This window comes from Asticcacaulis sp. P2_B1, assembly GCF_056404915.1.
In genome coordinates this window covers 1-23,014 of the sequence record NZ_JBFUDD010000013.1, presented here as the reverse complement: position 1 = coordinate 23,014, position 23,014 = coordinate 1, and the positions used below count along the sequence as shown (strand labels likewise).

General features: G+C 61.3%; 20 protein-coding genes. 15 read left to right on the top strand and 5 right to left on the bottom strand.

Annotated elements, in window-relative coordinates:
* The first annotated feature begins 30 nt into the window (after positions 1-30).
* Positions 31-1,305 (top strand): type III PLP-dependent enzyme, encoded by a 1,275-nt coding sequence (locus AC1DX3_RS19990; RefSeq protein WP_476991101.1) that lies wholly within the window; start codon positions 31-33, stop codon positions 1,303-1,305.
* Positions 1,306-1,340: 35 nt separating this feature from the next.
* Here the strand turns inward: AC1DX3_RS19990 and AC1DX3_RS19985 are convergent, their stop codons facing one another.
* Positions 1,341-2,462: an AraC family transcriptional regulator gene (locus tag AC1DX3_RS19985; protein ID WP_476991100.1), complete on the bottom strand. Its 1,122-nt coding sequence runs from the start codon at positions 2,460-2,462 to the stop codon at positions 1,341-1,343.
* A gap of 489 nt (positions 2,463-2,951) precedes the next feature.
* Between AC1DX3_RS19985 and AC1DX3_RS19980 the strand changes: the two genes are divergently transcribed.
* The 3 genes from AC1DX3_RS19980 to AC1DX3_RS19970 all read left to right on the top strand — a co-directional run bounded on the left by AC1DX3_RS19980 (position 2,952) and on the right by AC1DX3_RS19970 (position 5,753).
* On the top strand, positions 2,952-4,004 hold the full coding sequence (locus AC1DX3_RS19980; protein ID WP_476991099.1) for a 1,9-bis(guanidino)-5-aza-nonane synthase: 1,053 nt from the start codon (positions 2,952-2,954) through the stop codon (positions 4,002-4,004).
* A gap of 476 nt (positions 4,005-4,480) precedes the next feature.
* Positions 4,481-5,422, top strand: coding sequence for a hypothetical protein (locus AC1DX3_RS19975; protein WP_476991098.1), 942 nt, complete (start codon positions 4,481-4,483; stop codon positions 5,420-5,422).
* Positions 5,423-5,468: 46 nt separating this feature from the next.
* On the top strand, positions 5,469-5,753 hold the full coding sequence (locus AC1DX3_RS19970; protein ID WP_476991097.1) for a hypothetical protein: 285 nt from the start codon (positions 5,469-5,471) through the stop codon (positions 5,751-5,753).
* 1 nt (position 5,754) lies between these two features.
* Here AC1DX3_RS19970 and glmM read toward each other — a convergent pair whose 3' ends face one another.
* Positions 5,755-7,119, bottom strand: coding sequence for a phosphoglucosamine mutase (gene glmM, locus AC1DX3_RS19965; protein WP_476991096.1), 1,365 nt, complete (start codon positions 7,117-7,119; stop codon positions 5,755-5,757).
* Between the two features lie 256 nt (positions 7,120-7,375).
* On the opposite strand from glmM, the gene glmS reads away from it, so the two are divergent.
* From glmS to AC1DX3_RS19930, 7 genes are all read left to right on the top strand, one after another.
* Positions 7,376-9,214, top strand: a complete 1,839-nt coding sequence (gene glmS / locus AC1DX3_RS19960; RefSeq protein ID WP_476991095.1) for a glutamine--fructose-6-phosphate transaminase (isomerizing) — start codon at positions 7,376-7,378, stop codon at positions 9,212-9,214.
* A 22-nt stretch (positions 9,215-9,236) separates the two neighbouring features.
* The gene (locus tag AC1DX3_RS19955; protein WP_476991094.1) at positions 9,237-10,055 is read left to right on the top strand and encodes a hypothetical protein; all 819 of its coding nucleotides are present in this window, start codon (positions 9,237-9,239) and stop codon (positions 10,053-10,055) included.
* Between the two features lie 186 nt (positions 10,056-10,241).
* On the top strand, positions 10,242-10,745 hold the full coding sequence (locus tag AC1DX3_RS19950; RefSeq protein ID WP_476991093.1) for an SRPBCC family protein: 504 nt from the start codon (positions 10,242-10,244) through the stop codon (positions 10,743-10,745).
* The gene (locus tag AC1DX3_RS19945; protein ID WP_476991092.1) at positions 10,735-11,043 is read left to right on the top strand and encodes an ArsR/SmtB family transcription factor; all 309 of its coding nucleotides are present in this window, start codon (positions 10,735-10,737) and stop codon (positions 11,041-11,043) included. Before AC1DX3_RS19950 ends, AC1DX3_RS19945 begins: the two co-directional genes overlap by 11 nt.
* A gap of 127 nt (positions 11,044-11,170) precedes the next feature.
* Positions 11,171-12,385, top strand: a complete 1,215-nt coding sequence (locus AC1DX3_RS19940; protein WP_476991185.1) for an LL-diaminopimelate aminotransferase — start codon at positions 11,171-11,173, stop codon at positions 12,383-12,385.
* 378 nt (positions 12,386-12,763) lie between these two features.
* Positions 12,764-12,991 carry a hypothetical protein gene (locus AC1DX3_RS19935; RefSeq protein WP_476991091.1) on the top strand — a complete coding sequence of 76 codons (228 nt, stop codon included), beginning with the start codon at positions 12,764-12,766 and terminating at the stop codon, positions 12,989-12,991.
* 11 nt (positions 12,992-13,002) lie between these two features.
* Positions 13,003-14,262 carry a glycosyltransferase gene (locus AC1DX3_RS19930; RefSeq protein ID WP_476991090.1) on the top strand — a complete coding sequence of 420 codons (1,260 nt, stop codon included), beginning with the start codon at positions 13,003-13,005 and terminating at the stop codon, positions 14,260-14,262.
* Between the two features lie 200 nt (positions 14,263-14,462).
* Here AC1DX3_RS19930 and AC1DX3_RS19925 read toward each other — a convergent pair whose 3' ends face one another.
* Both AC1DX3_RS19925 and AC1DX3_RS19920 read right to left on the bottom strand, forming a co-directional pair.
* The gene (locus AC1DX3_RS19925; protein ID WP_476991089.1) at positions 14,463-16,322 is read right to left on the bottom strand and encodes a methyl-accepting chemotaxis protein; all 1,860 of its coding nucleotides are present in this window, start codon (positions 16,320-16,322) and stop codon (positions 14,463-14,465) included.
* Positions 16,323-16,404: 82 nt separating this feature from the next.
* Positions 16,405-17,364 carry a hypothetical protein gene (locus tag AC1DX3_RS19920; protein ID WP_476991088.1) on the bottom strand — a complete coding sequence of 320 codons (960 nt, stop codon included), beginning with the start codon at positions 17,362-17,364 and terminating at the stop codon, positions 16,405-16,407.
* 114 nt (positions 17,365-17,478) lie between these two features.
* Here AC1DX3_RS19920 and AC1DX3_RS19915 point away from each other — a divergent pair, with 114 nt between their 5' ends.
* From AC1DX3_RS19915 to rimM, 4 genes are all read left to right on the top strand, one after another.
* On the top strand, positions 17,479-17,928 hold the full coding sequence (locus AC1DX3_RS19915; RefSeq protein WP_476991087.1) for a MarR family winged helix-turn-helix transcriptional regulator: 450 nt from the start codon (positions 17,479-17,481) through the stop codon (positions 17,926-17,928).
* A 365-nt stretch (positions 17,929-18,293) separates the two neighbouring features.
* A complete protein-coding gene (gene ffh, locus AC1DX3_RS19910; RefSeq protein WP_476991086.1) occupies positions 18,294-19,871 on the top strand; it encodes a signal recognition particle protein in 1,578 nt (525 codons plus the stop codon).
* A gap of 20 nt (positions 19,872-19,891) precedes the next feature.
* Positions 19,892-20,404: a 30S ribosomal protein S16 gene (rpsP, locus tag AC1DX3_RS19905; RefSeq protein WP_476991085.1), complete on the top strand. Its 513-nt coding sequence runs from the start codon at positions 19,892-19,894 to the stop codon at positions 20,402-20,404.
* A gap of 166 nt (positions 20,405-20,570) precedes the next feature.
* Positions 20,571-21,071 (top strand): ribosome maturation factor RimM, encoded by a 501-nt coding sequence (gene rimM / locus AC1DX3_RS19900; RefSeq protein WP_476991084.1) that lies wholly within the window; start codon positions 20,571-20,573, stop codon positions 21,069-21,071.
* On the opposite strand, the gene AC1DX3_RS19895 is transcribed toward rimM, so the two are convergent.
* On the bottom strand, positions 21,068-23,014 hold a 1,947-nt coding region (locus tag AC1DX3_RS19895), incomplete at its 5' end, for an NAD(+) synthase (RefSeq protein ID WP_476991083.1). The genes rimM and AC1DX3_RS19895 overlap by 4 nt on opposite strands.

Here is a 23,014-nt window from a genome sequence, read left to right as displayed (position 1 = left end):
TCTGGGTTTAACTTTTCTAAGGGTATGCTGGTGGAAATCTACCAATCAGCCCTGGACCTGGTCCGCAAGCAGCCTCCGGAACGGCCCGTCGCCCTCGTGCGCCGGCACCCCGTCACCACTGCCGCGCATTGGTTTCAGGCAAATTTCAAAGGCGATGTCTTTTATGCCGTCAAGGCCAACCCGTCGCCGTGGGTGCTGGAAACCCTGTGGGCGGCCGGCGTGCGGTCCTTCGATGTGGCCAGCCTGAACGAAGTCGAGCTGGTTCGGTCGACCCTGCCCGCCGCGCGCCTGGCCTTCATGCACCCGGTCAAGAGCCGTGTCTCGATCGCGAAAGCCTATTCCGATTTCGGTGTCCGCACCTTCAGCCTCGATACGCACGAGGAACTGGCCAAAATCCTCGAAGCCACCGGCAACGCCCGCGACCTCAACCTGATCGTCCGTCTGGCAACCTCGGGCGAAGGCTCCAACCTGCCGCTGACCAACAAGTTCGGCGCCCAAAGCCATGAAGCGCCGTCGTTGCTGATGGCGACGCGCCAGGCGACCCAGGACATGATGGGCATCTCTTTCCACGTCGGATCGCAATGCATGCGCCCGACCGCCTATGCCGCTGCCATGGCCGCGGCGTCGCGCTCGCTGGTCCGCGCCGGCGTCTTCGCCGATGTCGTCGATGTCGGTGGCGGCTTCCCGTCGGTCTATCCCGGCATGATCCCGCCGGCGCTCAGCGAATATATGGACACCATCAACCGCGCCTTCAACGAGATGAAGGTGCACGAGGAAACCCAGCTGTGGGCCGAACCCGGCCGTGCCCTGGTCGCCGAGTCGACCTCGGTCCTGGTCAAGGTCGAGCTGCGCAAGGGGGACGCCCTCTATCTCAATGACGGCTCCTACGGCAATCTGTTCGACGCTACCCACGCCAAGTGGCCGTTCCCGGTGCGCCTGCACCGCCCGGACGAAACCCACGACGAAGAAGCCTTGAAGCCGTTCCGTTTCTACGGTCCGACCTGTGATTCCATCGACTCGATGCCGGGGCCGTTCTGGCTGCCGGCCGATGTCAATGAAGGCGACTATATCGAAATCGGCATGCTGGGCGCTTACGGCGTCACCATGGGCACGCGCTTCAACGGCTATGGCGAGACGGAGACGGTCTTCCTCGACGATGCGCCGATGGCGTCGCTGTTCGGCCTGGGGCCGCGCAGCCTGACCAATCCGCGTTCGGTCTTCGATACCGACGACAACAAGGTCGTGCGGCTGAACCGTCCCAAGGGCGGCAAGCGTGGCAAGAAGCGGGTCAAGGCGAAAGCTTAAGGGCTCAGGCGGCCACGGCTTTCAATCCGTGGCCGTTATTTTTCCACGTGAGGCCGGATCAGGCCGTCGCCGTCGGGCTTCAAAGCTCCGTCCAGTCCATCGAGCCCATCCAAGCCGTCCAGACCGCCATAACCATTGCCCTTGGGCGGTCCCTTGCGGCGGGTTTCCGACGGTGCCTCGCCGAACAGTTCCGTATAATATTGCGCGAAACGGCCGGCATGAGGAAAGCCGTGCGATATGGCGACGTCGGCAATCGATTGTCCGTTTTGGCCGAGGCTCAAGGCGTGTTTCGCCATCTGCAGACGCAAGGTGCGCAGGTAAGCGTGCGGCGTCACGTCCAAATGTTGGCGGAAGCTGGTCTCTAACGTCCGGACACTGATGCCTGCGGCACGGGCGACATCGTTCATCGATGGATTGTCGCGCGCTTCGCGATGCATATAGTCGCGCGCCAGGCGCAGATAGTTGGGCATGGGGCCGGCCTTGGGCCCGCTCATGCGTTCGCTGTACCGATGCGGAATGCTTTCCAGCAGCAGGTGGCTGAAGGTCTCGATAAGGCGCTGCTGCAAGGCGAGCGACAGATTGCGGCTCTGGAAGGTAAAGGCGTCGGAGCACAGGGTGGCGATCAGGCGCGACAGGATCCGCGCCTTCGGCGTCGTCAGGTCGATGACCGGGCCGAGATGCAGGTCGCGTTCGACCGGCATTTGCAGCATGTTGAACAAAAAGCGCTGGACCCAGGCGAAGCTGATCTTGAGGATGTAGACCTCGCAGGCGTCGCCGTCGGTGACATGGCTGATGCGGGTTTCGCTCATCGGCTGATAGATCATGGCGTGGCCGGTAGCGATCTCTTCCGATTTGCCATCACGTGTCAGGGTCAGCGTCCCCTTGACCGGCATGATGATAATGACATCGTGGGTTATGTCGGTCTGGATCTGGACGAAACCGTTCGTCGAGCTCAACCGCCCCATCAGGATATGCGGGTCGTGGCGATTTTCGGCGGATTTCAGCACGCCGAGATTTATCTGCCAGTGAAAGTCCGGTTTTTCGCTGTCCTGTTCGCAACTCCACTCAAAAAAACTGCAGATGATCTTTTGAAACTTATCGAAGCTGTCGCCGACGCATTGCCATGTCTCAACGGAATCCAGAGGATTGCCTTCCATGACCAGCTGTACCCCAAGTCGTCGTATTCATTCGGCACACTGCCGAAGTGAGTCGTATTGGGAGTAGAGGAAAACAACATAGCATAAAAGAGAACGCGTAGCCGATAATAAAAAGGCCGATCCAAATCGCGAAAAAAAATAAACCGTGTGGAAAATAATCCCCAAACTGTTGATCAATATACAGATTTACGGACAGCATACATCGCATTTTGGCTATAGTATCCAATATGCGTACATAATTAGCCAAAATGCGCATTTCCTTTATTGATGATCAGGTGCAGACCAGCTCATCCCCTTTAATCGCAAGCCCAAGGGCCGCCGCCCCGTCGCAATTCCGTCGCACACCCAGGCTATAAAAAGCGGGTTTGCCAAAGCCCGCCGGATAGTCTATAGGCCGCCACCTTAAGAGACACCCTCCCCATCGCACCGTCTGGGGGACCAAGGGCCAATGACGGGCGTCCACCTTATCCTCATCACAGGAACATAGAGATGAACGCTGAGACCCCCCAATCGAACATGAAAGCCGTCCTGCTCGCCGAAACCGTCGAGCATGTCGACATCACCTCCTACGACGCCCGCCCGATCATCGATTCGATGCGCAAGATGTCGTTCTCGTCGCGCGATACCGCCCGCGCCGCCGACATCTTCAACATGGCGCTCGAAGACAAGAGCTGCTCGACCTGGCTGATCCTGGCCGGCTCGACCTCTGCCGGCGGCTGCATGCACGTCTATCGCGACATGGTGAAGTTTGGCATGATCGACGCCGTCGTCGCCACCGGCGCCTCGATCGTCGACATGGACTTCTTTGAAGCCCTGGGTTTCAAGCACTACCAGGCCGCCGGCCCGGTCGACGACAATGTCCTGCGCGAAAACTATATCGACCGCATCTACGATACCTATATCGACGAAGAAGAACTGCAGAACTGCGACCACACCATCCTCGAGATCACCAACTCGCTGGAGCCGCGCCCCTATTCGTCGCGCGAATTCATCTGGGAAATGGGCAAGTGGCTGGCCGCCGGCAACGCCAAGAAGCCAGGCTCGCTGATCCAGACCGCCTATGAAGAAGGCGTGCCGATCTTCTGCCCGGCCTTCGTCGACAGCTCGGCCGGTTTCGGCCTGGTCAAGCACCAGAAGGAACGCATCGCCGCCAAGAAGCCCTACGTCTCGATCGACGCCGTGGCCGATTTCCGCGAACTGACCGACATCAAGATCGCCGCCGGCACCACCGGCCTGTTCATGGTCGGCGGGGGCGTGCCGAAGAATTTCGCACAAGATACGGTTGTATGCGCCGAAATTCTCGGCGTCGAAGCCGATATGCATAAATATGCTGTCCAGATCACCGTTGCCGACGTCCGCGACGGCGCCTGCTCTTCGTCGACGCTGAAAGAGGCCGCTTCCTGGGGCAAGGTCAACACCACACACGAACAGATGGTGTTTGCCGAAGCTACCACCGTCGTGCCGCTCATCGGTTCGGACGCCTATCACCGCGGTTCATGGCAAGGGCGTACCAAGCCGCGCTGGGCCAAGCTGTTCGCCTAAAAATGGCGCCGGGTGGTGAGACACACGCCACCCGGTCCATCGTTAAGCTTTACTTAACCAGAAAGCGTTCAAAAATCCGTGAAAGGGTCGCGAAATTCCCTGAAAATTGCGGAAAACGGCTGGAAAAGACGATTTTTTTTGCGCTGCACTCTTCCATTTTCCGCAGGAAGTATTAATTAGAACTCGACACCGAAACTTGATTCAAAACATACAGCGAAACACTCGCTTTTTGGTTCGAACTGGTTTAGGTTATAAGTTCGTCGCCGGGATCATCCCCCCCCCTCGAAACCGGCGGCATGCGACGGAGACCATTGCCCCCCAATGGTCTCCGTTTTGCCATCTACGCGATGGAGCGAAACTGACGCTCTCAGACGCCAATGCGCAAAATCTTCTTTCATTTCGCGGTCAGCAAAGCCTGAGTCTTGGCCGCGCTATTTTRCCATGTTAGGTTGCCGCGACGACTTGAGGGGGATTTTATGCTTTTCAAACTAACGACGGCGATACTTGCGGTGGCGGCTCTGGCCTGCTTCGTACCGGCAATGGCCCAGGACGCGCCGGCCACAGGAACCGCACCTGTGCCACCCGCTACGCCGCCAAGGCCACCCGCCGAAGTCGTTATCATGGCCGGCGGACGCCAGGCCATCGCCTTCACCCTGCCACCCGTATCGGAGCCGCCACCTGGATTCGAAAAGCTCACCTTGCCGGACGGTCGCATAGCTTTCGCACCCATCACCTTACCGCCGTCGATATTGCCGTTCTGGGCGCAGTCGCTCGTGTCCCTGCGCAACGAGCCTGTCACCCTGACAACCGGCATCGTGGCCAAGGGCACCACGATCGCCTCGATTCCCTTCAGGTACAACAAGACATTTCGATTGAAGAGCGATCGTATCACCAGTGGTTGGGGCGGCAAGCGCGTTGAAGCCGTGGCTGGTTCGCCGGGCTTTTACGGAGGCGCTTTTCAAAGCCTGGGCCAGCCCTTTCGCATGATGTGCGTCTTCAACCAGGCCGCGTCCGAACCGTACAAGGTCCCACCATGCTTCCTGCGCTGGACCGTGCCGGACGTCATACTTAGGGCGCGCTCGGTGGCGACCTTCAGCAACCTGCCGACCTATTATCAGGCGAACGCGAAGTACAATACCGAACTGGTAGGCCCTTCCGAGCCCTTCGAAGTTGAAGATGGCGACTTTACCATAGACCACGATTTCCGGCTGATCATGACGGTCAAGAAGTGGAAAGACGGCGAGCCTATGGTGGCGTGGCTGTCGGAGGGCGTCACTGTCCAGACCGACACGATCCCCCCCGGCAAGGATGGCACGTTCAGCTTTCCGGTCAATGGCGGCACCCTGACCCTGGCGCCAGATCCGAAAAGCAAGTCCAATACCGTCGTCACCTTTACACCGGGCACGCCCAACAATTAAGCGCCATTAACCTTTTAAATACCCGATTCCTATTAGGATCGTGGTCATGACGACACCGATTCGACCCTCCCTGGCGCAGATGCTGAACCCTCAGCCGGCCGCGCCCAAACCCGCAACCGCTCAGGCTGCCGGCGGCTTTACCGATGCCCTGGCGGCCCAGCGCGCCTTCTTCAACCAGGTGACGACGCCCAAGGTGACGCCGGCGACCTATACGGCCGCCGATATCGCCAAGGCCGCCCCGGTCAATACGCCTGTGCCGCAAGCTGCGGCCACAAACGACGCCACCCAGCCGCTCAAGCGCCCGGGCTCCTATCTCAATATCGTGATTTAGCCTAAACCTTCATCGCCTCAGCGATCTGGTTGACCACGGTTTTGACCTGGCCGGCATCGTCGCCTTCGGCCATGACCCGGATCAGCGGTTCGGTGCCCGATGGCCGGACCAGGACGCGGCCCGTGCCTTTGAGCAGTTCCTCGCCTTCGCGAATAGCCTGCTGGACAGAGGCCATGTCCATCGGATTGGCGCCGGAATATTTGACGTTTTTCAACACCTGCGGCACCGTGTCGAACTGTTTGCCGAGCTCGCTCATCGGCTTGTTCTGTTCGACCAGGACCGCCAGGACCTGCAGGGCCGCCATCAAGCCGTCGCCCGTCGTCGCATGATCGTGCAGGATAACGTGGCCGGATTGTTCGCCGCCCAGGTTGAAGCCGCCTTCGCGCATTTTTTCCATGACATAGCGGTCGCCGACCTTGGTGCGCTCAAGCTTCAGGCCCTGCTGGCCCATGAAACGCTCCAAACCGAGGTTCGACATCACCGTCGCCACCAGGCCGCCACCCTTCAACAGGCCCTTTTGCGCCCAGCTGCCGGCGATGATAGCCATGATCTGATCGCCGTCGACGATCGTGCCGTGTTCGTCGCAGATAACGACGCGGTCGGCGTCGCCATCGAGCGCAATGCCGATATCGGCGCGCATTTCCTTGACCTTCTCGACCATGGCGGCAGGTTGAGTCGAGCCGCATTTCTCATTGATATTGATGCCGTCGGGCGAAACGCCGACACAGATGACTTCGGCGCCCAGTTCGTAAAGGGCAAGCGGCGCCACCTTGTAGGCCGCGCCATTGGCGCAATCGACGACGACGCGCAGGCCGTTGAGGCGCAAGTGACGCGGAAAGGTCGCCTTGGCGATTTCGACATAGCGCCATTGCGCATCGTCGACGCGGGCGACGCGGCCCAACTTGGCCGGATCGGCGACCCCGACCATGATGTCGCTGTCCATCAAGGCTTCGATCTGCAGCTCGACATCGTCGGACAGTTTGTAACCGTCGGGGCCGAACAGCTTGATGCCGTTATCGGCAAAGGCATTGTGCGAGGCGGAAATCATCACGCCCAAATCTGCGCGCATCGACCGCGTCATCATGGCGACGCCCGGCGTCGGCAGCGGCCCGAACAGGCGCACATCCATGCCGACGGAGGTAAAGCCCGCCACCAGCGCCGGTTCGATCATATAGCCCGACAGGCGCGTATCCTTGCCGATGACGACCATGTGGCGGCGTTCGGTCGCCGACATGAACATCTTGCCCGCCGCCATGCCGACCCGATAGGCGACTTCGGCGGTCATCGGGAAGGTGTTGGCGCGGCCGCGGATACCGTCAGTACCGAAATATTTGCGTTCTTGAGGCTTGGGGGCATCTTTGGCCATGATGGGTCTCTTGAAATTGGTATTGTCGACGGACGGGCAGGAAACGGTCGCGCGGCTTATAGGCCAAGCTTAAACAGCATGGCGTAAAATATTTGTGTGGGATTGTGACGTTGCCGCCCTGCAAGCTGATTTTGTTGCGTTATTTATCATCGTCTGAAACTTTTTGTCACGGCAATTTATGACACGGTCATAAACTCTCTGCTACACAACCTGACCTTGGCGGCCTAACGCGATAAATTCAGGGAACAGGACCATTATGTGCGGCATTATCGGTATTATCGGCAATTACGACGTCGCCCCTCGCCTGCTGGAATCCCTGCGGCGCCTCGAATATCGCGGCTATGACAGCGCCGGTATCGCCGTCCATACCGCCGACGGGCCGCAACGACGCCGCGCCGCCGGAAAAATCCGCAACCTCGAAGCCGTCATCGCCGAAGAGCCCATTCCCGGCGTCACCGGCATCGGCCATACGCGTTGGGCCACCCACGGCGCGCCGACCGTCGCCAACGCTCACCCGCACAAATACGGCGCCATCAGCCTGGTCCACAACGGCATCATCGAGAACTATGCCGAGATCAAGGCCGAGCTGAAAACCCGCGGCCACGTCTTCGATTCCGATACCGACACCGAAGTCATCGCCCACATGCTCGACGAAGCCATGAGCCATGGCATGCCGGTAAAAGACGCCTTCAAGAGCGTGCTCGACCGCCTACACGGCGCCTATGCCCTGGCCATCCTGGTTGGTGGCGAGGAAGAGATCATCCTGGGCGCCCGCCGCGGTTCGCCGCTGGTCATCGGCTGGGGCGACGACGAAATGTATCTCGGTTCCGACGCCCTGGCGGTCGGGCCCTTCACCCAACGCGTCACCTATCTCGAAGAAGGCGACTGGGTCATCTTGCATAAAACCTCGGCCGAGGTCTTCGACGCCAAGGGCTTCATGGTCAACCGCCCGATCACCACCGTGTCGGCCTCGGCCGCCCTGGTGGAAAAGGGCTCCTTCCGCCACTTCATGGAAAAGGAAGTCCACGAACAGCCCGAAAGCACCCAGCGCACCCTGTCGGCCTATCTCGATCCGGTCGCTGGCTCCGTCCGCGCCGATATCAAGGCCACGGTCGATTTCAGCCAGGTCTCGCGCATCCAGATCATTGCCTGCGGCACCGCCTACTATGCCGGCTCGATCGCGCGCTATGCCTTCGAGAAGATCGCCGGCTTGCCGGTTGATGTCGAAGTCGCTTCCGAATTCCGTTATCGCTCGCCGGCCATGACGCCAGGCACCCTTGCCCTGGCCGTCTCGCAATCGGGTGAGACCGCCGACACCCTGGCGGCCCTACGCTGGTGCCAGGCCGAGGGCCTGAAGACCGCGGCCCTGGTCAATGTCCATTCTTCGACCATGGCGCGCGAAGCCGACGTCCTGTGGCCGACCCATGCCGGCCCCGAAATCGGCGTCGCCTCGACCAAGGCCTTCACCGCTCAGCTCTCGGCCCTGCTGTCCCTGGTCGTCTGCGCCGCCGCCCAACGCGGCCGCATCACGCCCGAACAGGAAGCCCATTACGTCCAGGTTCTGCTCGAAGCCCCCGGCCTGATCGCCGAAGCGCTCGGCATGGACGCCGAAATCACCCGTATGACGCACGAGCTCAGCAAGGCGCGCGACGTCATCTATCTCGGCCGCGGCGAAATGTATCCGCTGGCTTTGGAAGGCGCCCTTAAGCTCAAGGAAATCAGCTATATCCACGCCGAAGGCTATGCCGCCGGCGAGCTGAAACACGGCCCGATCGCCCTGATCGACGAAAACACCCCGGTCGTGGTCATCGCACCCGATGACGAGCTGTTCGAAAAGACAGCCTCCAACGTCCAGGAGGTCGCGGCGCGCGGCGGCCGGGTGATCATGATCACCAATGTGCCGCACAAGGTGCCGACCCTGTCGGGCGACGCGGCGAAATCGTTGAAAGTCATGGCGGCGCCGTCGTGCGACAGCTTTATCGCCGGCCTGATCTATTCGGTGCCGATCCAGCTACTGGCCTACCACACCGCCGTCCACAAAGGCACCGATGTCGACCAGCCGCGCAACCTGGCCAAGTCGGTGACGGTGGAGTAGGCTCCCTGTAACGGGGCTCCACGTGTTCTATTTCATCTTTTCGCCGAACAATTCCGGCACCACCATCATGACGCAGTACCTGGCGCAGCAATGCGACGGGTTCCTGCCGCCGAACAACAATAACGAAGGCCAGCGCATGCCGGCCGTGGCGAAGATCATGCTGGAACGACGCTGGGAGCCGGATCAGGCCTTTGACTGGCCCGCCATCCGCGGCCACTGGCAGGCGGCGATGGCGAAGTCCGACAAGACCATCTTTGTCGAAGCCTCACCGCCCAATATCGTCCGCGTGGCAGCCATCCGTGAGGCCTTTGCCGGCGATATGCGCGCGGTGTTTTCGATCGCCGATCCGTTCCTCCAAGTCGCGTCATGCGTCAAGAATTACGAGACGACGATCGATGACGATGTCCTGCGCCGCTATGCCGAAACCTGGGTCGGGAAGGCGGCTATCCAGCGCGACAATATCCTGCGCTGGCCCGACATTCCGCGCATCGGCTATGAGCCGTTCTGCCGCGATCCGGCGGTGCTGAATGCGGCGTTTGGCATACCCGTGGTGCCGCAAACGCCCTATGCCGGCAAGTCGACGACGCGGATCGGCCATATCGTCGATCTGACGGCGCGCACCATCGCTTTCCTGACGGCGGCGGAGGTAGCGATGGTCGCCAAAGCCCTGACTCCGCATGCCGACCTGCTCGGGTTTTTCGGTTACCGGGTGATGGATGCGGCCGGCTTTGAAGCCATGATGCACGCCCAACCCGAGCTCGCTGCAGCCGGGCAGAACGACCGCCGCGAATGGGTGCTCAAACCCCGCGCCACGCGCCTGATGGAACTTAAGGAAAGGTGATCCACAGGTAAGCCAGATGGCGCTACGCGCCTGAGAATAGCCTACGGCATTAAGGTATTGCCTGAAATCTGCGCTTATTTGACTTATCTGTGGACCCCTATCTTAAAATCGTCAGATCCATTAAGCAACTTTTTGGCTGCGCATCCCCATCGTCGGCATTATATATGCAACCAAGGAGTTGCCAATATGACCCATTCAGACTTTCAAACCCCCGACGCCATCGTCAAGACAGTCACCCTGAAAGCCGATCTCGGCCGCGTCTGGCGCGCCATATCGACCGCCGATGAATTCGGCCAATGGTTCGGCATGCGTTTCGACGCCCCAGCCTTTACGCCGAACACCAAAATGACCGGCCGCATCATGCCCACCGTCGTCAATGACGAGGTCGCCGCCATGCAGAAACCTTACGAGGGCACGCCGTTTGAGATGGTTATCGCCGATATCGTGCCGCAGAGCCTGTTCTCTTTCCGCTGGCATCCCTATGCCGTCGACAAGAGCGTCGACTATTCCCAAGAGCCGATGACCCTGATCACCTTTGCGCTGAAAGAGGTCGAGGGCGGCGTCCATCTCACCGTTACAGAATCCGGTTTCAACGCCATTCCCGTCGAACGCCGCGCCGAAGCCTTCGCAGCCGACAGCGGTGGCTGGGAAAAGCAGATGGAGCTTATCGAGGCCTGGCTTGCCCGATAACGCCATCCTGTTTGCCGCACTTGGTGACGAAACACGCCTGCGCCTGGTCGAAAGATTGGGCGCCGGCGCGGAATCGATCGTCAGCCTGACGCGTGATACCGCCATGACCCGTCAGGCCGTCACCAAGCACCTCTATGTTCTGGAAAAGGCCGGCCTCGTCACCTGCGCCCGCTTCGGCCGTGAAAGCCTGTGGCGGCTGGAGCGCAAACGGCTCGACGACGCCCGCAACTTCCTTGACCTGATGTCGCAGCAATGGGACGAACGTTTGGAACGCCTGAAAATCTTCGTCGAAACATAGATTGTCGGAAATTATCCGACAAACACGCAAAAATTTCCGAATATTTTGCATTTCGTGACATGACAAACGACGGGGGATGCGGCATATGAGCCATCCCTTTAGTGTTTTGTTTCAGGCCCCAACGACTATGCGCGACTTTTATCGTATCCGCCGCCTTCCCCCCTACGTCTTCGAAGAAGTCAACAAGGTCAAGGCGAAGCTGCGCGCAGAAGGCGTCGATGTCATCGATTTCGGCATGGGCAATCCCGATATGGCGACCGCGCCGCATATCGTCGATAAGCTGGTCGAGACGGTGAAGAAGCCCAAGACCCACGGTTACAGCGTCTCCAAGGGCGTCCAGGGCCTGCGCAAGGCCATGGCCGGCTACTATGACCGCCGCTACGGCGTCAAGCTCAACCCGGATACCGAGGTCGTGGCGACTCTCGGCTCCAAGGAAGGCTTCGCCAACCTGGCCATGGCCATCACGGCGCCCGGCGACACGGTCATATGCCCCAATCCGGCCTATCCCATCCACGCCTTCGGTTTCCTGATGGCCGGCGGCGTTATTCGCCACGTGCCGGCCCTGTCGCCGGAGCAATACCTTTCCGGCATCGAACGTGCGGTCAAACATTCCGTGCCGGCGCCGTCGGTGATGATCGTGTCCTATCCGTCCAATCCGACGGCGCAATGGGTCGATCTCGACTTCTATAAGGAAGTCATCCGCATCGCCCGCAAACACGACCTGATCGTGCTGTCGGACATCGCCTATTCGGAAATCTATTTCGACAACAACCCGCCGCCGTCCCTGCTCCAGGTCGAAGGCGCCATGGAACGGTCGGTCGAGATCAATTCGTTGTCGAAAACCTATGCCATGGCCGGCTGGCGCGTCGGCATGGTCGTCGGCAATGCCCAGATCTGCGCCGCCCTTGCCCGCGTGAAGTCCTATCTCGATTACGGTGGCTTCGCGCCGATCCAGGTCGCCGCCGCCGCCGCTCTCAACGGCCCCCAGGACAATGTCGCCGAGATCCGCGCCACCTACAAATCGCGCCGCGACGTGCTGATCGATTCGATGAAGCGCGCCGGCTGGGACATCCCGCCGCCACCGGCCTCGATGTTCGCCTGGGCCAAGATCCCGACCAAGTTCGAGCATATGGGTTCGATCGAATTCGCCAAGCTGCTGATCGAAGAAGCCCACGTCGCCGTGGCGCCCGGTCTTGGCTTCGGCGAATATGGCGAAGGCTATGTCCGCATTGGCCTGGTCGAAAATGAGCATCGCATCCGTCAGGCCGCGCGCAACATCAAGAAGCTGCTCCTGCCCGAACAACTCAAGGTCAAGAGCGCACCGTCCTCCGACGCGGCCTAGCACGGTCGCCTCGGTCCAGACGCGTTCCTCCGCGTTCTGAACGAATCTCCAAGGCATTCATGCCTTGGAAAGCGCGACTGCGCGCCCGAGCCCATGCGAGGAGGCCTGTGCGGCCTCAGCACCTAAAAATGTGATGACAGGGCTGTCACCTAGGCGGGACAAGCCACACAATGGCGTGATCCGGGCCGTGAGTCTTAAACAAGTGTTTATTCTTTTTGACTCGCGGCCGGTTTTAGGCTTCATTAGTTTATTGTGCAGTGCACAGGTTTTTGCAGAAATCTGACAATATCGTGTCGGCTTCCGCATCGACCCGGTTGCGGCTGTCGGGCTTAGTGCGTTCCATTATGCGGTCCTTGGGCGATAAAGTGAGGTGAGAGCGTGGTCAGTTTAGAATTCGACGTAAATACCGATTCCGAATCTGACGCCTTCTTCGGCGCCTTCTTCAAATTCGTCGAAGCCGCAGCCGTCCAGGACGCCGACGCCATTTCCGTACGTTCCGACACCCACGGCGACCACCTGGTCAAGGTCGTGACCTTCGAAGACGCCGCCCAGGCCGACCAGTTCAAATCCTATTGGACGCAACGCCGCCGCTGGCTGGGGCTGTAAACGCCGACTCCATGCTGGGCCTCAGGCACCTACCTCTCAAATATCGCCTTCCCCTGATTCATGGCGCCCTCACCCTTCTGGGTAAGGTGCGCAGCGGCGGCTGGACGACCGCCGGGGCGGCTGAGCGGCCGCATCCGGGCGATTTTGTCGTCTCCGGCTTTTTCAACGAGAGTTCGGGCATCGGGCGCGGCGGGCAGTTGACGGCCCAGGCGATCAGGACCGCCGGCTACGACATTATCGAACATGACCTGCGGCCGTGCTTCAAACAGATCCTCGGTCAAAAAGCCGTCCTGCCCGGCACGGGCGGGGTATGGTTCATTCACGCCAATGCGCCTGAAGTCCTGGTCGCCCTGCTGGCGCACGATCCGGCCCAGTGGCTCGACCGCTACCGTATCGGCTATTGGGCGTGGGAAACGCCGAAGGCGCCGGCCGACTGGCTGTTCGTCGCCGACTATCTGCACGAAATCTGGGTCCCCAGCCGGTTCGTCCGTGACGCCCTGGCGACGGCCTTTTCCGCCGGCGGCCGCGACGACTTGATCGTCCGCATACGGATCATGCCGCATCCCGTGCCGGCCATGTCGGCACAAACCCTGCTACACCGTGACCAGGCGCGGCAGAAATTCGGCTTGCAAACGGGCGTCTGCGAGGTGTTGTGCCTGTTCGACACCAAATCCTCGGCCGTGCGCAAGAACCCGTGGGGCGTTACCGATGCCTGGCTGGCGGCCTTCCCCGAGTCGGTAGCGACGGCGCGCTTGACCTGCAAGGTCAGCGACCTGAGCGGCGACCCCGCGGCCGAACAACGCCTGCTGGCCGTGGCCGGCGAACGCGACGATATCCGGCTCGTCCAGGACCGCTTCGACGATCGCGACATGGCGGCCTTTATCTCGGCCTTCGATATTTTGATCTCGCTGCACCGGTCGGAAGGCTTCGGCCTGCCCCTGGCCGAGGCCATGACGGCCGGCGTCGCGGTTATCGCCACCGATTGGTCGGGCAATACCGATTTCATGCATGCCGACAATAGCTGGCTGGTGGCGGCCGGCATGACGCCGGTGCACGATCCGGAAGGACCCTATAGCGGGCTGGAAAGCGATCCGGAGCAGATCTGGGCCGAGCCGGAGCTCGACGCCGCCACGCGCGCCTTGCTGGAACTGACCCGCTCGCCGGAGATGCGCCACGCCCTGGCCGCCAATGCCCGCGTCTCGATCAAGGCGCTCGATATTCCATGGCAACAGGCGGCTTTGGTGGCCTTGCCGTTCAACAGGTTTATTTGAATATTTCTCCTCCCTTGTGAGGCGCTACGCGCCGAAACGGGGGAGGTGGCGCGGCGCTCGTTTGCTCTTCGCAAACGAACGGGGCCGCCCGAGCGGTCCGCGACGGAGGGGGCTGCTGTCGCAACGGGATTAGCCTGGCGCTATCAGCCGGACCACGACCCGAAGCCAGCAATCCAAATCTTGAGGACGGAGCCCCGCCCCTATGCCGATCGCACCGTCCGCAAAAACTCGACCGCGGTGTCCTTCAAGGTCCGGGTCTGCGTACTGAGATGCTGGATCTCCTGCAAAGCCGCCCGCGCCTGGGCGCCGGTCTGGGTCGCGGTGGCATTCACGTCGTCGACGGCGCCGCTGATGTCGCCGGTGGAACTCGCCACCTCGGCGGTCGAGCGTGAGATTTCACCGACAGCGGCCGATTGCTGGGTCACCGACTCGGAAATAGCCGTTGAGATATCGCGCAATCCCACCACCATTTCGGCGATCGCCGTCATGGCGTCGGCCGCCTGAGCCGTCGCTTCCTGAACGCCTTTAACTTGGCGGCTGATTTCCTCGGTCGCGCGCGCCGTCTGTTGCGCCAGGGCCTTGACCTCGGTGGCCACGACATTGAAGCCGCGCCCGGCTTCACCGGCCCGTGCCGCCTCGATCGTCGCATTGAGCGCCAGCAGGTTGGTCTGCGAGGTGATGTCGGTAATCATCGCGATACTGCTGCCGATGCTTTCGGCGGCCCGAGTCATGGCGACGACGCGTTCGGTGGTTTCATTGGCCTTGGCTGCGGCGGCATCGGCAGCCAGGGCCGCGCGTTCGGCCTGGTCGGCGATGCTGTGCGACGAGGCCGACATTTCCTCGGTGGCGCCGGCGACCGACTGGACATTGGCGCTGGCGGCGTCGACGGATTGGGCCACGCCCTGGGTGCGGCTGCGCGTTTCCTCGGCATTGCGGCTGAGTTGGGTCGCCGTTTCGCTCAAGGACTGGGTCGAGCCGCTGAGATTGTCGACAATGCTCAGCATCGACGATTCGAAGCGGTCGGCCATGTCCATCATGGCGGTTCGCCGTGCTTCGCTGGCCGTCAGTTCCAGTTGTTGCTGGGTGCTACGCATCTCGTCGGCTTCGCGCAGGTTATCGCGGAAGGTCAGCAGGGTGCGGGCGATGACGCCGGTCTCACAGCGATCGCCTTGATACGGCACGTCACCTTGGGTGTCGCCCTTGCTGAGCGACTGCATCAGGCCGGACAGGAGCCTCAGGCGGCGCGACAGGCCGGTGCCGACGGACAGGGTCAGGGCCAGGGTGCCGGCCAAAACGGCCAAGGCGGCAGCCAGTTCTCCGATCATCCGCGTCGTATTGCTGTCGGCGCGCAGCTTCTGCATCGCCGCCAGGTCGCGATTGCCGGGCGTGAACAAAGCGTCGACGGTCTTGGTGAAAACGTCATAGCTGCTTACATCGCTCCGGAAAGTTCCGGCCGACACCATCACGGCGTCCAAGGCAGCTTGGGTGTCGCCGTTCAGCTTGCCGCTCTTGCCATATTGGCCGGATTTGTTCAGCGAATCTTGCAGTGCGGCTACGGCGTTATCGAAGGTGACGCCGGCGATTTCGGAGGTCGGTGCGGCGTGCAGGCCGTGCGCCGCCAGCAGGACGGCCGGCAGCTTGGTGGTGATCGCGTCCATCATGTAATAGCTGTCGAGATCGGGATCGAGTATTAATTTCGACTTGTCGGTGACGGCGGCGAACACAGTATTGGTGGCCGTCAGCAGTTCGTCGCCGGACTTGCCCGACAAAGCGGCCGTATCGGCGGCCGGCACCATGGCGGCATTGGCCTGCGCGACCTTGGTCAGTTCCGTCGCGTCGGCCGCGGCCCCTCCCGACGCCCCGGCCATCATGTCCGGCCACAGGGCGCCGAGATATTGCGCCCCGGCATATTCGCTTTTGGCGAAATTGATGGTTTCCATGTGCGATTGGTAGAGCAGCCAGCCGGTAATGGCGACCGGTACGATCATCAGCACGCCCAGCAACCGCATGCGGCCGGCTATGCTCATGCGCACATTGATGGTGTCGAGAAATTGAAACATTGGCGCCCGTCCCCGGAATCGGATCGAATCATTATCAACAGGGTTAACAGCTACGCCTTAAAGGTTTACTAAACCGCGGTTATCATCTGCGCGCCGAGACGAAGCCGGCCCAGGCGCACAGGATGACGAACACACCCGCTATGACGGCGTGGGCGGGAAGATCGGCGGCGCCGTGCAGGTCGATATCGGTGCCGAAGCCGACCCAGACATAAACGAACAGTCCGCCGGCCATCAGGGCAAAACGCTGCACGTCAGTCCATGCCTTGCCGCGGGTGAACAGCACCATGAAGGCGACAAAGGCAAATTCGAGCGCGACGGCGGCGCCGACGCAGGCCTGCCAGCTCCAATGCGCTTTTGGACCGGCGAACTGCTGCAGCAACATCAGGGCCGATCCGGCGCCCAAAGACGCCAGGAACAGTATGATGGCAGATGGCGCTTTGCCGTCCGTGACCTCATTACGTTTCGGCCACATAAAGGCGGCGACGATCAGGGCGAGGATGGCGGCGCCGGTAACGCCGAACTGGGCCGGCGTCGCCAGGAATGGCACCTGCTTATAGCTGAATATGGCGATCAAGGCGCAGCCGATGAGGAACAGGACGGTGAAGACGCCGAGCCCGATTTTGCCCAGCCATGGCGTTTCGCGCTGGTTTTTGAACAGGGTTTCGGTCAGTGCGATCGGCACGCTGATACTCCAGGCCACATGAATGCTGACGACGAAGACCAACCACGGCAGGGCGGTGCCCAGGATGGGTAAGAAGCCGAAATCGAGCAGGCGCAGATGGAGATAGTTGGGATTGAACAGGGATTGGGTGACGAAACCTTCTTCCAGCAGGCCATAGGCCGTGGCCAGCAGCACGATCGACGGCCAGCCGTGGCCGGTCCGTCTGGCCCATTCGCGGATCAGGATAGCGCCCGAGCCGTACATAAAGGCCATCAAGGGCAAAATGCCGATCATCGCCATGGGTAGCGACCCCAGCAGATATTCGGCAATCAGGGGACTGAGCAGGAACAGCGACAAGGCCGCGGACAAACGACGCCACATGAGAAAATCTCCGGCTGGGGGCCAAACGTTGCTATATAGATAGTCTAATATTAGACAATCTACAAGCCCCATGTTATATTGACCGTCGGAGCCTTAACCTTTAAGCGTTGGGTGATGAGCGAGATCGAAAACAAGGTTATCCGCCAGCACCAAAAGGCGATGGGCTATCTGCTGGCAACCGCCCACGGCCTGTTCCGCACGCGGATGGCGGCGGTGCTTGACGGTACGCCGCTGAACATGGGCCATGTCGTCGTCCTGGCCAGCCTCTATGCCCAAAACGACCTAACACAGGTGCAACTCAGCCAGATCTCCGGCATCGAGAAGTCGTCGATCGTCCTGTTTCTCGATTACCTGGAAAAAGACGGCTGGGTCGAACGCCGCCGCCATCCCACCGACCGCCGCGCCCACCTGGTCCACCTCACCGGCGAAGGCTTTACCCGCTTCACCGCGGTCGGCCTCAAGCTCGAAGCCGCCCAGAGCAACGCCCTTGCCGTCTTCTCGCCCGCCGAACGCACCCAGCTCGAAGGCCTGCTCGTCCGCCTGATCGATCATCTGGAGACTTGAAAGGATTAGCTCCTCTTTCGACCTGCACCCTATTACCGTTTTCCGACCACTGCACTAATTCCTAAAACATGAACAAATTCAACGAAATTTTCGCTTATGCAGCGGGCCTGACTACTGCATAGCGCCGACGATCTTTCACGGCTGGCCCACCCCGGCCTTGACTCCACCACCCTTTTGCGCCAAAGAACCCGCCACATCCGCGCTCCGCAAGAGGCGCCCCAGCAAAAACCCTTTGCAACCATGACCCTGAACACAGTTTCAGACAGGGGTTGGAAGGCTCCCCGTCAGCGCGTAGCGCCCACGGGGGTTTTTTGTTTTTGTCACGGGGTCTTTTAACGGCGCGGTCAAAGGAATGGTACGCGACTATGTTTGACAGCTTGAACGACCGTCTGTCGGGTTTGTTTGACCGCTTGAGCGGACGCGGCGTCCTGTCCGAAAAGGACGTCGACGAGGCCCTGCGCGAGGTCCGCGTCGCCCTGCTCGAAGCCGACGTCGCCCTGCCGGTCGTCCGCACCTTTATGACCCGGGCCAAGGAAATGGCCACCGGCGAAGCGGTCATCAAGGCCGTCCGTCCCGCCGACCAGGTGGTCAAGATCGTCTATGACGGCCTGATCGAGATGCTGGGCGGCGAAGAGCCCGAGGCCATCAACCTGGCCGCCAATCCGCCCGTCGTCATCCTGATGGCCGGTCTGCAAGGCTCCGGCAAGACCACGACCTCGGCCAAGCTGGGCCTGCGCCTGACCAAGTTCGACCGCAAGAAGGTCATGATGGCTTCGCTCGACACCCGCCGTCCGGCCGCCATGGAGCAGCTGAAGCTGCTGGGCGAACAGGTCGGTGTCGACGTCCTGCCGATCGTCGCCGGTCAAAGCGCTGTCGAGATTACCCGCCGCGCTTTGCAATCGGCCAAGCTTCAGGGCTATGACGTCCTGATCCTCGACACCGCCGGCCGCACCACGCTCGACGAAGCCATGATGGCGGAAGCGGCCGAGATTGCGAAAATCTCCAACCCGACCGAAACCTTCCTGGTCGCGGACAGCCTGACCGGTCAAGACGCCGTCCGCACCGCCACCGCCTTCCATGAGCGCCTGCCGCTGACCGGCCTGATCCTGACGCGGGCCGACGGCGACGGCCGCGGCGGCGCCATGTTGTCGATGCGCGCCGTTACCGGCCTGCCGATCAAATATCTCGGCGCCGGTGAAAAGGTCGATGCCCTCGACGTCTTCGACGCCCGCCGTATCGCCGGCCGTATCCTGGGCCAGGGTGACGTCGTCGCCCTTGTCGAAAAGGCCGCCCAGGAACTAGATGCCGCCAAGGCCGAGGCCATGGCGCGCAAGATGGCCAAGGGTCAGTTCGACCTTAACGACCTCTCAGACCAGCTGACCCAGATGAAGCGCATGGGCGGCATGTCCGGCATTATGGGCCTGTTGCCTGGCGTCCAGAAGGTCAAGAAACAGATCGAGGAATCGAACATCACCGACAAGACGTTCGACCGTCAGGTGGCGATCATCTCCTCCATGACCAAGATCGAGCGCAAGAAGCCCGACCTGCTCAATGCCTCGCGCAAGCGCCGCATTGCTGCCGGCGCCGGCGTCGATGTCTCCGAAATCAACCGCCTTCTGAAACAGCACCGCCAGATGGCCGACACCTTCAAGGCGATGTCACGCTCCAATGGCCGCGGCCAGATGGGCGCCATGGCCAAGATGTTCGGCATGGGTGGCGGCGCTCAACCCAATATGGCCGAGATGGCCAAGCAGATGGGCGTCGATCCAAAAGCGCTGGGTGGCGCTGGCGGTCCCGGCGGTATCGACCTCGACAAACTGAAAAACCTCGGCGCCGGCCCCTCGGGTGGTCTTCCCGGCCTCGGTGGCAAACCCCCTTCGGGCCTCTTCGGCGGCCTGCCCGGTCTTCCGGGATCCAAACCTTTCGATCCAACCAAGAAATAAGCTTTTTAAAGGAATATCAAATGCTTAAGATTCGTCTGTCCCGCGGGGGCTCCAAGAAGCGCCCTTACTATACCATCGTCATCGCCGATGCGACCGCTGCCCGCGACGGCAAGTTCATCGAAAAGGTCGGCACCTATAACCCGATGCTGCCGAAGGACGCGCAACGCGTGACCCTGAAGTCCGAACGCATCGCCGAATGGCTGAAGAAGGGCGCCCAGCCGACCGACCGCGTCGCGCGCTTCCTGGCGCAAGAAGGCCTGGTCAAGTGGGAACACGGCAACAACCCGAAGAAGGGCCTGCCACACAAGAAGGCCCAGGAACGCACCGCCGAGCGCGCGCAACGCGAACAGGACCGTATCGACGCCGAAGCCGCCGCCAAGCAGGAAGCCGCCGATGCGGCCGCTGCCGCCAAGGCTGAAGCCGAAGCCGCCAAGAACGCCCCGGTCGTCGAAGAAACCCCGGCTGAAGAGCCGGCTGCCGAGGCGCCCGCTGCTGAAGAGGTTGCCGCCGAAGAGACTCCCGCTTCGGAATAATACCAACGGTGGATGAGTTGACTCATAGCCGTTGGCAGCGGGCAAGCGCCCGCCCGAGCTTATGCGAGGAGCCATGCGGCGATTGAGCTTAAGAAATGTCGTAACGGCATAATTGGTTTAAAGGCCGGGGTGCGAATCCCGGCCTTTTTCTGTATATGGATTTCGCATGACCAAACCCGATCTTATCCTTGTCGCCCAGGTGAGCGCCGCCGTCGGCCTGCAAGGCGAATTCAAGCTGCTGAGCTTTATGGACGACCCGTTCAGTGTGCTCGAATACAGCCCCCTGCTCGACGACAAGGGCCAACCGGCGTTGGTCGTCACCAAAGCACGCGAGCACAAGGGCGGCCTGGTGGTGCGCGCCGAAGGCGTGCCTGACCGCACGGCCGCCGACAAGATCATGGGGCTGAAACTCTATGTCGACCGCGCCGAACTACCCGAGCCAGACGAGGACGAATATTACATCACCGACCTGATCGGCATGACGGTGATCGATACCACCGGTGCCGAGGTTGGAAAGGTGGCCAATGTCGACAATTTCGGCGCCGGCGACCTGCTCGACATCCGCCCCAAGGAAGGCGCAAGCTTCTACCTACTGTTCTCGCTGGAAAACGTCCCGGAGGTCCGCGTGGCCGACCGGACGATCGTCGTCGACCTCACCGGTATCTAATCCGGTACGTTGGCGCGCAGTTCCTCAAGCCAGATCGTTGCCTTGGCGTCCGACGGCATGCGCCAGTCGCCGCGCGGGCTAAGCGCTCCGCCGGAGATCAGTTTCGGCCCGTTGGGCACGGCTGAGCGCTTGTACTGCGACATCGAGAAGAAGCGCGTGACGAAGACCCCCAGCCACTTTTTGATCTCCGGCAAATCGTAGGCCCGGCGTTTGTGTTCGGGAAAATCGGCAGGCCAGTCGCCTGCGGCCGCGTCCTTCCACGCCAAATAGGCCAAGAAGGCGACCTTCGACGGTTTCAGGCCGTAGCGCGTGATGTAAAACAGCGAGAAATCTTGCAACTCATAAGGCCCGACCTTGTCTTCAGTCTTTTGCAGCTTGCCGTCCTCGACCGGCACCAATTCCGGCGAGATTTCGCGATCCAATACCGACTGCAGGATACGGCCGGTTTTCGCGTCGAATTCCTTGCGCGCCGCCCAGCGGATCAGGTGCTGGATCAGGGTTTTGGGCGCGCCGCAATTGACATTGTAATGGCTCATATGGTCGCCGACGCCATAGGTGCACCAGCCGAGCGCCAGTTCCGACAGGTCGCCGGTGCCGACGACAAAGCCGCGTTTTTCACCGGCCAGACGGAAGAGGAAATCGGTGCGCAGGCCGGCCTGGACGTTCTCGAAATTGACGTCATAGACCTTTTCGCCGCGCGAAAACGGGTGGTCGATGTCGAGCAGCATGCGGCGCGCCGCCGGGCGGATATCGAGGACTTCAGATGAGATGCCAAGCGCCTTCATCAAACGCAGGGCGTCGTTGCGCGAACCCGTGGTCGTGCCGAAACCCGGCATGGTGTAGCCGTGGATCTGCTGGCGCGGAATGCCCAACCGGTCGAAGGCCTTGCAGGCCACGATCACCGCATGGGTCGAGTCGAGCCCGCCGGAAATACCGATGACGACATTCTGGGTATGGCTTGATTCCAGGCGCTGCATCAGACCGTGAACCTGGATATTGAAGGCCTCGTAGCAGTCCTCGTCGAGGCGCTCCGGCTCGACCGGCACGAAGGGGAAACGCGGCACGTGGCGTTGGAAATCGCTCAGGCCGTGGGGCGTATGGTCGAAAGTGACGATCTGTGGCGCGATATCCTGGCCACGGCGCGAATCCTTGAAGGTGCCGGTGCGCACACGCTCGGCGGCGATCCGATCGACATCGACATCGGCCAGGGTGAGGGTGTCCGACGAAAAACGTTCGCCCTCCGCCAGCAAGTCGCCCAGTTCGTAGACCAGAGACTGGCCGTCCCAGGCGAGGTCCGTCGTCGATTCGCCGGGGCCCGAGGCGCTGAAGGCATAGGCGCAGAACAGACGTTCCGAGGTGGCGGCACACAGGCGTTTGCGCGTGCGCGACTTACCCACCGTGACGGGTGAGGCCGATAGGTTGGCGATCAGGTTGGCGCCGCTCAAGGCCAGGCGCGTCGACGGCGTCACTGGCGACCACATGTCTTCGCAAATTTCGACCGCGAAGGTGAAGGCAGGAGCATTGGCGGCGCGGAAAATGAGGTGGACGCCGACCGGCACGGACTCGCCCTTGACTTCCAGCGATGACGCGGTCAGGTCGAAACCGGTGGCGAACCAGCGCTTTTCGTAGAATTCGCGGTAGTTGGGCAGGAAGGTCTTGGGCACAAGGCCCAGGCAATGACCGTCATGGATGACGGCGGCGCAATTATACAAATCGTCGCCGATGCGCAGCGGCACGCCGGCCAACAGGATCGGCCGCAGGCCCTTGGTGGCAGCGATCAGGTCTTCGAAAGCGCTGCGCGCGGCATCGATGACGGTTTCCTGCAGGAACAGGTCGTCGAGCGTGTAGGCCGACAGGCTGAGTTCCGGGAAGACGACCAGGTCGGCGCCGGCGGCATCGCAGCGTTTCGCCAGGGCGATATGCTCAGCCAGATTGGCCTGCGG